At 63.7% G+C, this 13,270-nt stretch carries 11 protein-coding genes and 1 pseudogene; 9 read left to right on the top strand and 3 right to left on the bottom strand.

The genetic code is table 11. From position 1 onward, the window contains the following. Positions 1-6 precede the first annotated feature (6 nt). Positions 7-876, bottom strand: a complete 870-nt coding sequence (locus tag FJ492_RS20820) for a protein-L-isoaspartate O-methyltransferase (RefSeq protein WP_140712432.1) — start codon at positions 874-876, stop codon at positions 7-9. Positions 877-1,404: 528 nt separating this feature from the next. Between FJ492_RS20820 and FJ492_RS20815 the strand changes: the two genes are divergently transcribed. The 7 genes and pseudogenes from FJ492_RS20815 (at position 1,405) to FJ492_RS20785 (ending at position 9,628) form a co-directional block, all read left to right on the top strand. Beyond that, positions 1,405-3,003 (top strand): DUF2778 domain-containing protein, encoded by a 1,599-nt coding sequence (locus FJ492_RS20815; protein ID WP_140771956.1) that lies wholly within the window; start codon positions 1,405-1,407, stop codon positions 3,001-3,003. 128 nt (positions 3,004-3,131) lie between these two features. Further along, the gene (gene uvrB / locus FJ492_RS20810) at positions 3,132-6,299 is read left to right on the top strand and encodes an excinuclease ABC subunit UvrB (RefSeq protein ID WP_140771953.1); all 3,168 of its coding nucleotides are present in this window, start codon (positions 3,132-3,134) and stop codon (positions 6,297-6,299) included. A 22-nt stretch (positions 6,300-6,321) separates the two neighbouring features. Further along, positions 6,322-6,852, top strand: a pseudogene (locus FJ492_RS20805) (DMT family transporter); the annotation flags it as partial. Between the two features lie 245 nt (positions 6,853-7,097). After that, on the top strand, positions 7,098-8,624 hold the full coding sequence (locus tag FJ492_RS20800; protein WP_140771950.1) for an ABC-F family ATP-binding cassette domain-containing protein: 1,527 nt from the start codon (positions 7,098-7,100) through the stop codon (positions 8,622-8,624). 128 nt (positions 8,625-8,752) lie between these two features. Continuing rightward, positions 8,753-9,034, top strand: a complete 282-nt coding sequence (locus FJ492_RS20795) for a type II toxin-antitoxin system RelE/ParE family toxin (protein WP_140771948.1) — start codon at positions 8,753-8,755, stop codon at positions 9,032-9,034. Positions 9,035-9,048: 14 nt separating this feature from the next. Further along, on the top strand, positions 9,049-9,348 hold the full coding sequence (locus FJ492_RS20790; protein ID WP_140504964.1) for a HigA family addiction module antitoxin: 300 nt from the start codon (positions 9,049-9,051) through the stop codon (positions 9,346-9,348). 127 nt (positions 9,349-9,475) lie between these two features. Next, positions 9,476-9,628, top strand: coding sequence for a hypothetical protein (locus FJ492_RS20785; protein ID WP_140712440.1), 153 nt, complete (start codon positions 9,476-9,478; stop codon positions 9,626-9,628). A 28-nt stretch (positions 9,629-9,656) separates the two neighbouring features. On the opposite strand, the gene FJ492_RS20780 is transcribed toward FJ492_RS20785, so the two are convergent. Then, a complete protein-coding gene (locus FJ492_RS20780; RefSeq protein WP_140504961.1) occupies positions 9,657-10,271 on the bottom strand; it encodes a glutathione S-transferase in 615 nt (204 codons plus the stop codon). A 222-nt stretch (positions 10,272-10,493) separates the two neighbouring features. Here FJ492_RS20780 and FJ492_RS20775 point away from each other — a divergent pair, with 222 nt between their 5' ends. Continuing rightward, positions 10,494-10,910, top strand: a complete 417-nt coding sequence (locus FJ492_RS20775; protein ID WP_027143331.1) for a glyoxalase/bleomycin resistance/extradiol dioxygenase family protein — start codon at positions 10,494-10,496, stop codon at positions 10,908-10,910. 99 nt (positions 10,911-11,009) lie between these two features. Then, a complete protein-coding gene (locus FJ492_RS20770; RefSeq protein ID WP_140712442.1) occupies positions 11,010-11,363 on the top strand; it encodes a DUF1428 domain-containing protein in 354 nt (117 codons plus the stop codon). Positions 11,364-11,494: 131 nt separating this feature from the next. Here the strand turns inward: FJ492_RS20770 and FJ492_RS20765 are convergent, their stop codons facing one another. Beyond that, a complete protein-coding gene (locus tag FJ492_RS20765) occupies positions 11,495-13,135 on the bottom strand; it encodes a tetratricopeptide repeat-containing sulfotransferase family protein (protein ID WP_140771945.1) in 1,641 nt (546 codons plus the stop codon). Positions 13,136-13,270: the final 135 nt, after the last annotated feature.

Below are 13,270 nucleotides of genomic sequence, written 5' to 3'. Positions count from 1 at the left end.
GGCAACTCAGCCGTTATGCGTACCGACGATCTGGTTGCCTTCCAGCTTGGTGAAGGGCACGAAGGGCACCACCTTGCCGTTGTAGATGTCCGAGCGGACGATGTTGAACGTGCCGTCGGCAAGCTGCTGCTTGATCACCTTGAGCACATGCTGGGCGCCCGGCGGACCGACCGGAATGACCATCACGCCGTTGGGCTTGAGCTGCTGCAGGAGGGACGGCGGGATGTGGTCGATGCCACAGGTGACGATGATCTTGTCGAACGGGCCGACGCTCTCCCAGCCATAATAGCCATCGGCATTGCGGCTGGTGACCGAACCGTATTCGCTGTAGCCGCGCTCGATCAGCCCATCATAGGTGCGGCGGGTGCGCTGCGCCAGAGGATTGATGATCTCGATCGTGTGCACCTTGTCGGTGAGGTTGGCGAGGTAGGCCGACTGGTAACCCGAGCCGGTGCCGATCTCGAGCACGGCTTCGCCGAACTGCACGTCGATGGACGTCGTCATGCGCCCGACCAGATGCGGGCCTGAAATCGTCACGCCATAACCGATGTCGAGGAAGGCATGATCATAGGCGCGGCCCATATTCTGCGGCAGCACGAACTCCTCGCGCGGCGTCAGCAGGAAGGCGCGCTTGTTGCGGTCGTCCAGCACGTCCTTGTTGTAGACCATGATCTGGAAGCGATCGAACCGCTCCGCCAGCAACTTCGGATCCTCGCCGCGATTGGCCACCATCCAGTCGATGAATGATTTCTTGTCCTTGAACGGCACCTCCGCATTGCGGTCATAGGCAACCGGCACGGCGGCCTTGACGGCGGCCGGAAGAATGGAAAACGCCGCAGCTCCCGCCGACAGCGCCAAGAAGTCTCGACGCTTCATGGAAAAAGCCTCCAAAAGTGGCCTTTGCCACCTAAAACCAAGCACTTGAACGGATTGCACTGCCTCCCAAAACGAGTCAATCGGCCGCCGGGAGGCGATCCTTCAGGCCGAAGAATTGTGGCAGGACGGCAACACTATTTGCAGGCAGCCGGTGGCGTAGCAGCGGCGCGGCCGACGCATGTCGGCGTGCCTCATTGCCGCGGGAATCGCCCGAACCGCCTTTTTGCTAAGACTAGCGAAGGCTGTTTTGCTTGACTCAGCAGGCAAAAACAGGCAGCAAAACAGCCTTGGAAGGGCTGCAATACCGCGTGCATGGTCGTGGACGAGCCTTTTTTCGGCACAAAGTCCACGTCTCTCCATTGGTTTTGAGAGGGATTGGTTAACCAACTTTGTCCATATTTTGAAGCAATCGGCAACTAACGACAGGCGCGGCAAACGCGTCGGGGACCACCTGGGATCACTCACAGAATGGTCGTCGCGGCTATCACAGCCGCGGACGTGGGAGCCGCTTGGAGCAAGATTGGTTGCATGGCGTTCTTGAGTCGTAAAATTGTCGAGGACAGGCGTTGGAGCGGCGAGACCGCTTTCGAAGCGCCACGTGCCTCATCCTTCACCCCTGAACGGGTTGTCCGCTGGGTCGCGGTGCCGGGCGTCAGCGCTGCCGTCGGCCTATGGCTGATCGGCACCATGGCCGGCCTCAGCTCCGTCGGCGCCTCGCTCTCGACGGCGTCGATCGGCCTGCCACAGACGCTGTCCATGCCGGGCACGCTCGCTCTCGCCGATCCGTTGAAACAGCGTTTCCTCAGCTCTGCGGCGCCCTTCGTGACAGCCAATGCCCATGGCGGCGCGCAAGCGCTGCACGACCACGCCGTACAGTGCGGCGCCAGCTGCTTCAAGCTGGCGGCGATAACCTCCAGGGCGGAGAAATCCGGGCGCTTGGTGGTGCAGGCCAAGCCAACGCCGGCGAAGTCGAAATCGCAGCAGCGCTTCGAACTGATGGAAGCGTCGCTGTCGCCGACAAAGCTCGCTGCCGCCTTCGCCGGCGCGGGAAAGCCGGCGGGCACGGCCAGCACCCGTCCCCTGATTTCCAGCCCCGCCCCGCAGATCACCGAGGCATCCCTCGTGCCGTCCCTACAGGTCATGGCCAGCCTGTCCAATGACCTGCCGGCTCCGGCGGCGGAACGTTTCGCCCCCGCCGATACGGGTTCGGTCGTGCAGACCGCAGCGGCGCCGATGGGCTTTGCCCAGTCGGAAACGCCCGACAACGCGCAGCTGGCGCTTGCCCTGGTCGAGTCTCTGCCTGTCGAGGACGAAGCCTTCGCCTCGCCGCTGCCGATGACCGAATCCTCGCCCGACGTCGCGGTTGCGCCGGTCGAGACACAGCAGCAACAGCCCGGCGACGCCGCCTCGCTGCCGGATGCGCTCACCGATGACGTGCCGCTGCCGACCCGCCGCCCGCAATATGACGCGCCGCAGCAGCCCAGGGTGGTGGAAGAGGACAAGCCGGCCGCACAGCCCAAGACTTTGGAGCAGAAGCCGGCGCCCCAGCCGAAGCCCGTCCAGCAAGCCACGCAGCCGGCCCGGCAAGGCCGTACCCGCGATGGTGGCGACGTGCTGGCCTATGCCAAGCCCGACGTTCCCGCCGGCGGCCTCGGCCAGGCGTTCAAGAACCTGTTCGGCGGCCCGCGCGGCGGCAGTGGCGCAGGCAACGGCGTCGCCGTCTACGACATCAGCGCCGGCACTGTCTACATGCCTGACGGCTCGAGGCTCGAGGCGCATTCGGGCAAAGGCGCCATGGCGGACCAGCCGCGCTATGCCGACCAGAAGAACCGCGGACCGACACCGCCCAACACCTACAATCTGTCGCTGCGCGAGTCGCGCTTTCACGGTGTGGAGGCCTTGCGCCTAACACCGGTCGATGGCCGCAACAAATACAATCGCGACGGCCTGCTGGCCCATACCTACCTGCTTCGGGGCCGCTACGCCCAGTCGAGCGGTTGCGTCGCCTTCAAGGACTATGCGCGCTTCCTCGCCGCCTTCAAGAAGGGCAAGGTCACCCGGCTCGTCGTGGTGCCGCGCCTGAATGGATCGCCGACCCGCGTGGCCGACAACGCGCGCGGCGCCTGACCCCTGCGAGCAGGAAGCGAGCCATACCTGCCCACTCCTGACAGCCTGCTGTCAGGAGCCGCAGCCGGCGGCACGCCTGCCTTCATCGTGCTCTTTCCATTTTCGCCAAGACCTCCCATATTCGGGACATGGCCAAATCCCCCGATAAAAAAACGCCGCCGACGGCGAATGAGGACCGCGCCGCGCCGAAGCGGCGCAGCCCGCTGACCGATTTCCTCGACGCCTCGGAGCCGCTGCACAAGGGCGGCTTCGCCGAGATGCCGCAGGCAGAACTGTCGGGCACGCCGCTGACCGGTTCGATCGCGGATTGGGCCGAGCAGATCGAGCAGGAGGCTGAACGGGAAGGACGCACCACGGGCAAAGGCGGCGGCGCCAAGTCGCCGAAGAAGATACCCGAGCGGTCCGCCGCGCCGGGCCGCACCGCGCGCGGCACCTCGATGGGCGGCGCCGCGTCGGCCCGCGAACGCACGGCAGCCGGCCTTAATCCGGTCGCCGGCCTCGACATCTCGCTGGAGGAAGCCGAGACGATGTCGTCCAGTGGCGTCACCGCCACGGTGGCCGCGCTCTCGGCGCTGATCGAATCCGGCAATCCGCTGCACAAGGACGGCGTGCTGTGGACACCGCACCGCCCTGCCCGGCCGGAGAAATCCGAAGGCGGCATCGCCATCAAGATGGTGTCGGACTTCGAACCGGCGGGCGACCAGCCGACCGCCATCAAGGATTTGGTCGAGGGCGTCGACAACAACGACCGCACCCAGGTGCTGCTCGGCGTCACCGGCTCCGGAAAAACCTTCACCATGGCCAAGGTGATCGAGGAGACGCAGCGGCCCGCTTTGATCCTGGCGCCCAACAAGACGCTGGCCGCGCAGCTCTATTCCGAGTTCAAGAAATTCTTCCCCGACAACGCGGTGGAATATTTCGTCTCCTATTACGATTATTACCAGCCGGAAGCCTATGTTCCGCGCACCGACACCTTCATCGAGAAGGAGTCCTCTATCAACGAGCAGATCGACCGCATGCGCCATTCGGCGACGCGTTCCCTGCTCGAGCGTGACGACGTCATCATCGTCGCCTCGGTGTCCTGCATCTACGGTATCGGCTCGGTCGAGACCTACACGGCGATGACCTTCCAGATGCAGATCGGCGACCGGCTCGATCAGCGCGCCCTACTCGCCGACCTCGTCGCGCAGCAGTACAAGCGCCAGGACATCAATTTCGTGCGCGGCTCATTCCGCGTGCGTGGCGACACGATCGAAATCTTCCCGGCCCACCTGGAAGACCGCGCCTGGCGCATCTCGATGTTCGGCGATGAGATCGAGGCGATCACCGAGTTCGACCCGCTGACCGGCCAGAAGACGGGCGAGTTGAAGAGCGTCAAGATCTACGCCAACTCACACTATGTGACGCCGCGCCCGACGCTGAACCAGGCGATCAAGTCGATCAAGGAAGAGCTCAAGCACCGCTTGGTCGAGCTCGAGCGCGCCGGTCGGCTGCTGGAGGCACAGCGGCTGGAACAACGCTGCCGCTTCGACCTCGAAATGCTGGAAGCCACCGGCTCCTGCGCCGGCATCGAGAACTATTCGCGCTACCTCACCGGCCGCCAGCCCGGCGATCCGCCGCCGACCTTGTTCGAATACATTCCCGACAACGCGCTGGTCTTCATCGACGAAAGCCACGTCACCGTGCCGCAGATCGGCGGCATGTATCGTGGCGACTTCAGGCGAAAAGCGACGCTGGCCGAATATGGCTTCCGCCTGCCCTCCTGCATGGATAACCGGCCGCTTCGCTTTGAGGAATGGGACGCCATGCGGCCGCTCTCGGTCGCCGTTTCGGCGACGCCCGGCGGCTGGGAGATGGAACAGGCCGGCGGCGTCTTTGCCGAGCAGGTCATCCGCCCGACCGGGCTGATCGATCCGCCGGTCGAGGTGCGCCCGGCCAAGAGCCAGGTCGACGACGTCGTCGGCGAAATCCGCGAGACGACCGCCGCCGGCTACCGCACGCTGGTCACCGTGCTGACCAAGCGCATGGCCGAGGATCTGACCGAGTATCTGCACGAGCAGGGCGTGCGCGTTCGCTACATGCACTCCGACATCGACACGCTGGAACGCATCGAGATCCTGCGCGATTTGCGGCTTGGCGCCTTCGACGTGCTGGTCGGCATCAACCTGCTGCGCGAAGGCCTCGACATTCCCGAATGCGGCTTCGTCGCCATTCTCGATGCCGACAAGGAAGGTTTTTTGCGTTCGGAAACCTCGCTGATCCAGACCATCGGCCGCGCCGCCCGCAACGTCGACGGCAAGGTCATCCTCTACGCCGACCAGGTCACCGGCTCGATGGAACGGGCAATGGCCGAGACCAATCGCCGCCGCGAAAAGCAGATGGAATGGAACGCCGCCAACGGCATCACGCCGGAATCGGTCAAGTCGCGCATCTCCGACATTCTGGATTCGGTCTACGAGAAGGACCACGTCCGCGCCGACATCTCGCAGTTCACCGACGGCGCCGGCGCCATGATGGGCAACAATTTCAAGGCCCATCTCGACGCGCTGGACAAGCAGATGCGCGACGCCGCCGCCAATCTCGACTTCGAGAAGGCGGCCCGCATCCGCGACGAGATCAAGCGGCTGCGCGAGATGGAACTGTCGATCTCCGACGATCCGCTGGCGCGCGAGGTGGAAGGCCAAAGTCCGGCCTCGGGCCGCGAAAAGGGCAAGCACAACAAGGGCGTGGCCAAGCATCGCACGTTGGAGGAACAGGAGCGGTTCCGCAAGCTCGACCAGGCACGCGCCGCCGAAGAGGCGGCCAAGGCCGCCAGGCCCAACCTCTTTCGCAAGCCCGATCTCGACGAGATGGGCGCCGACGGCGCCGTGCCGATGAAGAAGCCACTGTTCGCCAAGCCCTCGCTCGACGATATGGGGCCTGGTACCGATATGCCGACACCGTCAGGGGCGGTGTCGCGCTCGCTGTTCAAGAAGCAGTCGGCCGAAGAGGCGCACGGCTCCGATTTCGGCATCCCGGGCGACGCCGCCAAACCGTTGTTCAAGAAGAATTCTCTGGACGAAATGACGGTGCGCCGTACCGAGAAACCGGTAGAGGGAAAAGTGCCGGCGAAGCCACAGCCAATCTCCCCCCTCGTGGGGGAGATGTCCGGCAGGACAGAGGGGGGCGCGAAGGATCGCGGCGACACCGATAGGCCAATCGTCCGTCAGCGCGCCGGCATCGGCTCTTACGAGGACCCAGGCGACGCCCGCCGCGAAAAGCGCCGGCCGGGGAAGACAGGTAGACCGGGACGGTAGCGATCCTTCGCGTCCCCCTTCTGTCCTCGGCGCTGCCGGCATCATCGTCCTGGTCGGTTTCCCCGCGGTTCCGGTCACCGCTTCCTTTGCGATCGGCTGTGCCGCCTCACTGTTCAGTTCCTTCTCGGCGGGGTTCGGCAGCAACTACGCCAATCGCCATTTGCAATCGGCCGGCTCACTGGAACTCACCAGCGCCGCCTTCCTGTTTGGCGGCCTGATGACGCTGCCGCTGCTGCTCGCCGTGCCGGTGCCGGCAGTGCCGCGCCCTGTCGACTTCCTCTATCTGGCGATACTGGCCTGCGTGATGAGCGCATTGACCTATGTCGTGTATTTCCGGCTGGTGGCCAGCATCGGCGCGACCAGGACCATCAGCGTCGAATTCGCCGTGACCACGATCGCCGTGCTGATCGGCACGATGCTGCTTGGCGAGTCGCTGACCGTCATCCAGTGCTTCGGCGCGGTGGCGATCATCGCCGGCTGCGTGCTGGTGCTGGACCCGTTTCCCCGCCGGTTGGAAGCCTTGCCCTTGCCATCGGCCCCGCCTTTGGTGTAACCGGTCCCCATACTCGAACGTCTTGAAAGGAGGGCTAACGTGTTTTTCGATCACCATCGTCAGCGTGGCCCGATTTCCGCCCTGCGAGCTTGCTTGCAGGGCTGACCAGGGACGGTCCGGGTTTTTTCCCGCCTCGATTTTTTGGTCTGCCCTTCGTGGTGCCGCAACGCCTGGCCTGATGACCGGCATGCGCACCGTCAAAGTGCATCGAGCCGGATTTTCCGGACAGACCAGAGAAATCGAACATGGCCCTGATCAGCCTCAAATCCCTCGGCGTTACCATGAGTGCGCCGCTCTTTTCCAATCTCGACCTCAGCATCGGCACTGGCGACCGGCTCGGCATCGTCGCCACCAACGGCCGCGGCAAGTCGACCTTGCTGAAATGCCTGACCGGCGAGCTGGAGCCGACGACGGGCGACATCACCCGCACGCGCGGCCTGCGTGTCGGCCATGTCGAGCAGTCCGTTGCCCCTGCCCTGCTTGGCCGCACCTTTTATCAGGTGGTGGCGGATGCCTTGCCGCCGGAGCAGGCCGACAGCGAGATGTGGCGCGTCGATATCGTTCTCGATTCGCTTGACGTGCCCGAACCAATGCGCGAGCGAGAGATGCAGGCGCTGAGCGGCGGCTGGCAGCGGCTGGCGCTGATCGCCCGCGTCTGGGTCACCGATCCCGACGTGCTGTTGCTCGACGAGCCTACCAACCATCTCGACCTCGCCCGCATCAGCCAGTTGGAAACCTGGCTCAACGCGCTGCCGCGCGAGGTGCCGGTCATCATCGCCAGCCATGACCGAGCCTTCCTCGACGCCACCACCAACCGGACGCTGTTCCTGCGCCCGGAACAGTCGCCGGTGTTTTCTCTCCCCTATTCGCGGGCCAGGGATGCGCTGGACGAGGTCGACGCCTCGACTGAGCGAAAGTTCCAGCGCGACATGAAGGTGGCCCAGCAATTGCGCCGGCAGGCGGCCAAGCTCAACAACATCGGCATCAATTCCGGCAGCGACCTGCTGACCGTCAAGACCAAACAGCTCAACCAGCGCGCGGAAAAGCTCGAAGAGGCCGCCAATCCGGCGCATCGCGAGAAATCGGCGGGGGCGATCAAACTCGCCAATCGCGGCACGCACGCCAAGGTGCTGATCACGCTCGACGACGCGGCGGTCGAGACACCGGACGGCACGCTGCTGTTCAGGACCGGCAAGCGCCACATCTGCCAGGGCGATCGCATCGTGCTGCTCGGCCGCAACGGCGTCGGCAAGTCGCGCTTCGTCACCTTGATCCGCAACGTCATTCTCGAGCCGGACACGGTGCGGAATGTGAAGGTGACGCCGTCGACCGTGCTCGGCTACAGCGACCAGGCGCTGTCCGGAATCAGCAGCGACGACACGCCGCTGGCGATGGTCTCGCGCCGCTACGATGTCGGAGAACAGCGCGCCCGCTCGCTGCTTGCCGGCGCCGGCGTGGTCATCGAGATGCAGGAACGCAGGATCGGTGTGCTGTCGGGCGGCCAAAAGGCGCGGCTGATGATGCTGGCGCTGAGACTCGCCAATCCCAACTTCTATCTGCTCGACGAGCCGACCAACCATCTCGACATAGACGGCCAGGAAGCGCTGGAGGAGGAGTTGCTGAAGCACCAGGCAAGCTGCCTGCTCGCCTCGCACGACCGTTCCTTCATCCGTGCTGTCGGCAACCGCTTCTGGCTGATCGAGAAGCGAAAGCTGACCGAGGTCGAGGATCCGGAGAATTTCTTCCGCGAGGTGGCCGAGGGAACCGGCTGAGCGGCGGGACTGATTCATGCCGATGAAGTCGGGCCTGTCGTCGCCAGGCCGGACCTTGGCCTCATCATGAGGCGCCCTCTTGATTTCCGGAACGTATCATGCCATGGTACGTCCAGCGGAACCCGGGGATGATACGCTCATTCAAGGACAAGACCAGCGAAGCCGTTTCGAACGGCAAGTCTCCAAAGGGCTTCCCTTCGGATCTTGTACGATTAGCCCAACGAAAGCTCTACATGATCGACAATGCCGTCGAACTGTCAGATCTCAAGACGCCTCCCGGCAACAGGCTTGAGCCCTTGAAAGGCAACCGCGCCGGTCAGCATTCGATCCGCATCAACGATCAGTTTCGCATCTGCTTTCGCTGGGTGGATGGGCAAGCAGAAGATGTTGAAATAACCGACTACCATTGAAAGGCAGGTCCCAAATGCTTGATATCAACCCGCCTATCCATCCAGGAGAAATTCTCCGCGAAGAGTATCTTCTACCGCTTGGTCTGAAGTCTTACACGCTGGCCAAAAAGCTGCATGTGCCGCGCACCCGCATCGAGCGCCTGGCTAGCGAGACGACACCGGTAACGCCTGATACGGCATTGCGCCTTGCGAAGTTTTTTGGCACCACGCCGCAGTTCTGGATGAACATGCAGGCAAGCTATGACCTCGCCGTCGAGGCGAAGGCCAAGAGAGCCGATCTTGAAACGATCGAACGATTGGAGACTGCTGCCTGAAGTAAGCGCATTGCCGATAACAGAGGCCGCTAAAAAGATTCGGCAATCTGTCGGATCGCCCGTTGCAGCCCCGTCCTTGGGATGCCGACACGATGATGCCGGCGCCAACCCCAAGGGAGAAGTCACCATGTCCGTCCTGTCATCCATCGGTCGCATCGCAACCCGGTATGCCGCGGCGCGCGCCCGTCGCCGCGGCGAACGCATCCTGCTGTCGCTGCCGGCCGCGCTGCGCAAGGATATCGGCTTTCCGGAAATCCTCGACACTCCGAACAACCGTTGACGCTCGCCGCCTCTCAGGCGAGCGCGAATCAATCATGCGTATCGCCCGAAAGCGGCGTCGCACGCATCGACGCGCGCCTTTCGAAAGCCTCGAACCAGCGCGTCAGCCGCGCCCGCGAACCAAACGATGGAAGATGACGGAACGCCATCCAGGACAGCGTGGTGGCTAGCGCAATATGTCCGACATGGAGCGGCGCCTCGTCGTCAAGGGCGCTCTCGGCCCAGTCGTAGGTCGCCTCGATCTTCTGCCGATATCCTTCGGCAAGAGCATCATAGCGCAGCTGTTCGGGTCTCCTTTCCGTCTCCCAGCGCAAGGCGATCCCCGTCTGCGCAAGACCTTGGGCGGCCGATTGCAGCCGCAACGCCTGCCAGCGTGCCTCGCCGACCCGCGGCAGCAACTTCCGGCCATCATGCAGCGTATCGAGATAGGCGCAGATGACGTCGGAATCGAAGATCGCCGGCGCGCCCGGACGCAGCAGCACCGGCACTTGGCCTAGCGGGTTTTCGGCGTGGACACTGGCGTTGTGCAAGGTCGGGCTGGTTTCGTGATGAATGACCTGGAGCTGATCGGCGACGCGTGCCTCATGCGCGAAGACCAGCGCCTTGCGCGCGAAAGGTGAGTGGGTCTGATAATAGAGGATCATTGTCGTCTCCGGGCTGAGTAGGCGGCGCGCAATCCAGCTCTTTTAGCCTGCGAGCCGAGAGAATTGCGCTCTGATTGGAAGCCGCCGACGCAAGTTCGTTGCACGCCTTCCCAACCCATCGGTTGTCGCCCGGCCAAAAATTTCCGCGACCCTGTAGGATTGGCGTCCTCTCGTCCGTCCTATGGTCCGCAAGGCCAATCCAAACGTGAAGAGGAACATGCAATGACCGACCAGACCCCACCCCGGCCAAAAGTGCTTGGCGGATTGACCCCCTATCTGCAGGTCGACGGCGCCAACAAGGCCGCCGAGTTCTACAAGAAGGCTTTCGGGGCCGAGGAAGTCTTTGCCTATCCGGCGGATGAAAAAGGCCGCACCATGCATATCCATCTCTACATCAACGGCTCGACGCTGATGCTCGGCGACGCCTATCCGGAACACGGCCATCCGCACCAGGCGGCGCAGGGCTATACGTTGCAGCTCCATCTCGGCAAGGATGATATCGACGCCTGGTGGAAGCGCGCTGTCGACGCCGGTTGCGAGATCGTCACGCCGCTGCAGGTGATGTTCTGGGGCGACCGATGGGGCCAGGTGAAGGACCCCTTCGGCGTCGCCTGGGCAATGAACGCACCGACGGAATAAGCTTTAGCGTGCGCGCCCTCGCCGAGAGGGATGCGCCCAACCGCGCCGGGTCGTATCCCCGCCGATCCGGCGCCCATTTCTAGCAAAGAGGAGACCGCCATGTCCTATGTCGATGGCTTCGTGCTTGCCGTGCCGAAGGCAAATCTCGATGACTACAAGAAGCTGGCCAACCTCACAGGCCCCATATGGATGGAACACGGCGCGCTCGCCTATGTCGAATGTATCGGCGACGATGTGCCCTATGGCGAGCTGACCTCGTTTCCGCGCGCCGTTCAGGCCAAGGACGACGAGATCGTCGTTTTCTCCTGGGCCGTCTACAAATCCAGGCAGGATCGCGATGCTGTGATGGCCAAGGTGATGGCCGACCCGCGCCTGAAACCCGATTGGGGAACCATGCCCTTCGATGCCAAGCGCATGATCTTCGGCGGCTTCCAGCCCTTCATGGAGCTTTGACGCCAAGCTAGGTCGAGATTGAGGTCAGGCCGAGTCGAGAACGATGGTTTCCGAGAACCGGAACGGAGCGTACGTTTGAGTACGTGAGTACCGGAAGCGCAGGCCACCACCGTTCGCGGGCCGGCACCACCTCAATATCGACCTAGCTTGTCGAGCAGCGGCTTCAGCCTGTCGCCATAGCGCTTCCACAGATCGACCGAGCCCTGGTACATCGGCTGGCGCACCTGCGCGGCGGATGCCGTGCGCACCGGCCTGTCGGTCTGGTGGAACGACAGCACGGCATCCTCCCATGGCAGGCCGAGATAGTCGATCAGCGCCCGGCTCTGCCCGTCCTGGTCGGCGACGAAATCCTCGTAGCGCACATCGTGCACGACGCCGGGCAGCACCTTGTGCCAATGCGCCATGATGTCGGTATAGAGATTGTGGAAATCGGCGAGCTCGCCGAGGTCATAGCCATAGCGGTGGCTGTCGCCGCGGAAATGCACCTTGTAGATCGACAGGCATGTCGCCGCCGCATCGCGGGCGCAGTGGATGATTTTTGCCTTCGGCAGCATCATGTGGATGAAGCCGACGAGCAGGAAGTTGCCCGGCATCTTGTCGGTGACGTGGCGCATATGCGGATAGCGGGCATGGAGCATGTCGAGATAGGCCTGCCCCGCCTCGGCGAAATCCGCATCGTCCGTGTCGGCCACGCCCCAGGGGAAACCGCCCGGCATGTTCGACGGGAACTGCCTGCCGACCGCCGTCTTCAAGATGCCGAGCTCACCCGCGCCGTAGACTTGGGCGTGGCTGGCGATGATCTGTTCGACCAGCGTCGTACCCGAACGCGGCATGCCGACGACGAAGATCGGCGCATCGTCGGTGATCGGGCTCGGTCTGTGCTTTTCGAAGAAGCCGGCATCGAACACCGTCTTCATCGCCTCGAATTCGGCACGTGTCTTCACCGGATCATAGTCGATGCCCTTGCGGCGGATGGCATTGCCCTCGGCGAAGTAGTCGAAAGCCTTGCCATAATCCTTCAGATCATCATTGGCCTTGCCGAGGCCAAACGACAGCTGCATGCGTGCCAGGCTGTCCTGAGGCGCCTTGGCGTGCTGCGCCTCCATGCCGGCCAATTCGGCATCGCGCTCCTTCTGGCGCTTGACCTGCGTCAGCATCAGCCACGCGCGGGCCATGGCGGGCTGGATCGCCACCGCCTGCCGGAACAGGTCGGCCGCCTCGTCGAGCTTGCCCTTCTCCATCAGCCCGACGCCCAGTCCGTGCAGCAGGTCGGCATCCCTAGGCCGGATGGTCAGTGCCTCTTGGAAAACAGCCAGCGCCTCGTCGAGGCGTCCGGCTTCCTGCAGGGTTTCGGCAAGGCCGATCCGCGCGCGCACGTGGAATAGGTTGCGCTGCACCGTGCCGCGATAGATGTCCTCTGCCTCCTCGAACCGGCCGATCTGCCTCAGCGACGAGCCGAGATTGTCGCGCGCCGCAAGCTGCTCCGGCCGCAGATCAACCGCGCCGCGAAAGAAATCGATAGCCGCCGTGACACGCCCCAGATCGCGCATCACGGTGCCGAGATTGTTGAGGAAGTCGGGATTCGTCGGCTCCAGCTGAACCGACTGCTCCAGGAAATCCATCCCTTCTTCGCTGCGCCCGGTCTGGTGCAACAGCAACCCCAGGAAATGCGCTGCGGCCGCATGTTTGGGCTGACGCGCCAGCACCTGCCGGTAGATCGCTTCGGCCTCTTGTCGGCGCCCGGCTTGGTGCAGTTGCAGCGCCTGCTGCACATACTGGTCGAGGCCCAGCGGCGGCTGGCCTCCCGCGCCAGATTTGGCCGCGCCGGACCTGGTTCCCGCACCCGCCGCTCTTCTCTGATCTCTGTTGATGGGACACCTGCCGTGTTTCTACGCCCTGCGGGACCT

The organism is Mesorhizobium sp. B2-5-4, assembly GCF_006441095.1.
GTDB classification, from domain to species: Bacteria; Pseudomonadota; Alphaproteobacteria; order Rhizobiales; family Rhizobiaceae; genus Mesorhizobium; species Mesorhizobium salmacidum.
The sequence above is the reverse complement of the archived record's forward strand: the minus strand, read 5'-3'. Positions and strand labels throughout refer to the sequence as shown.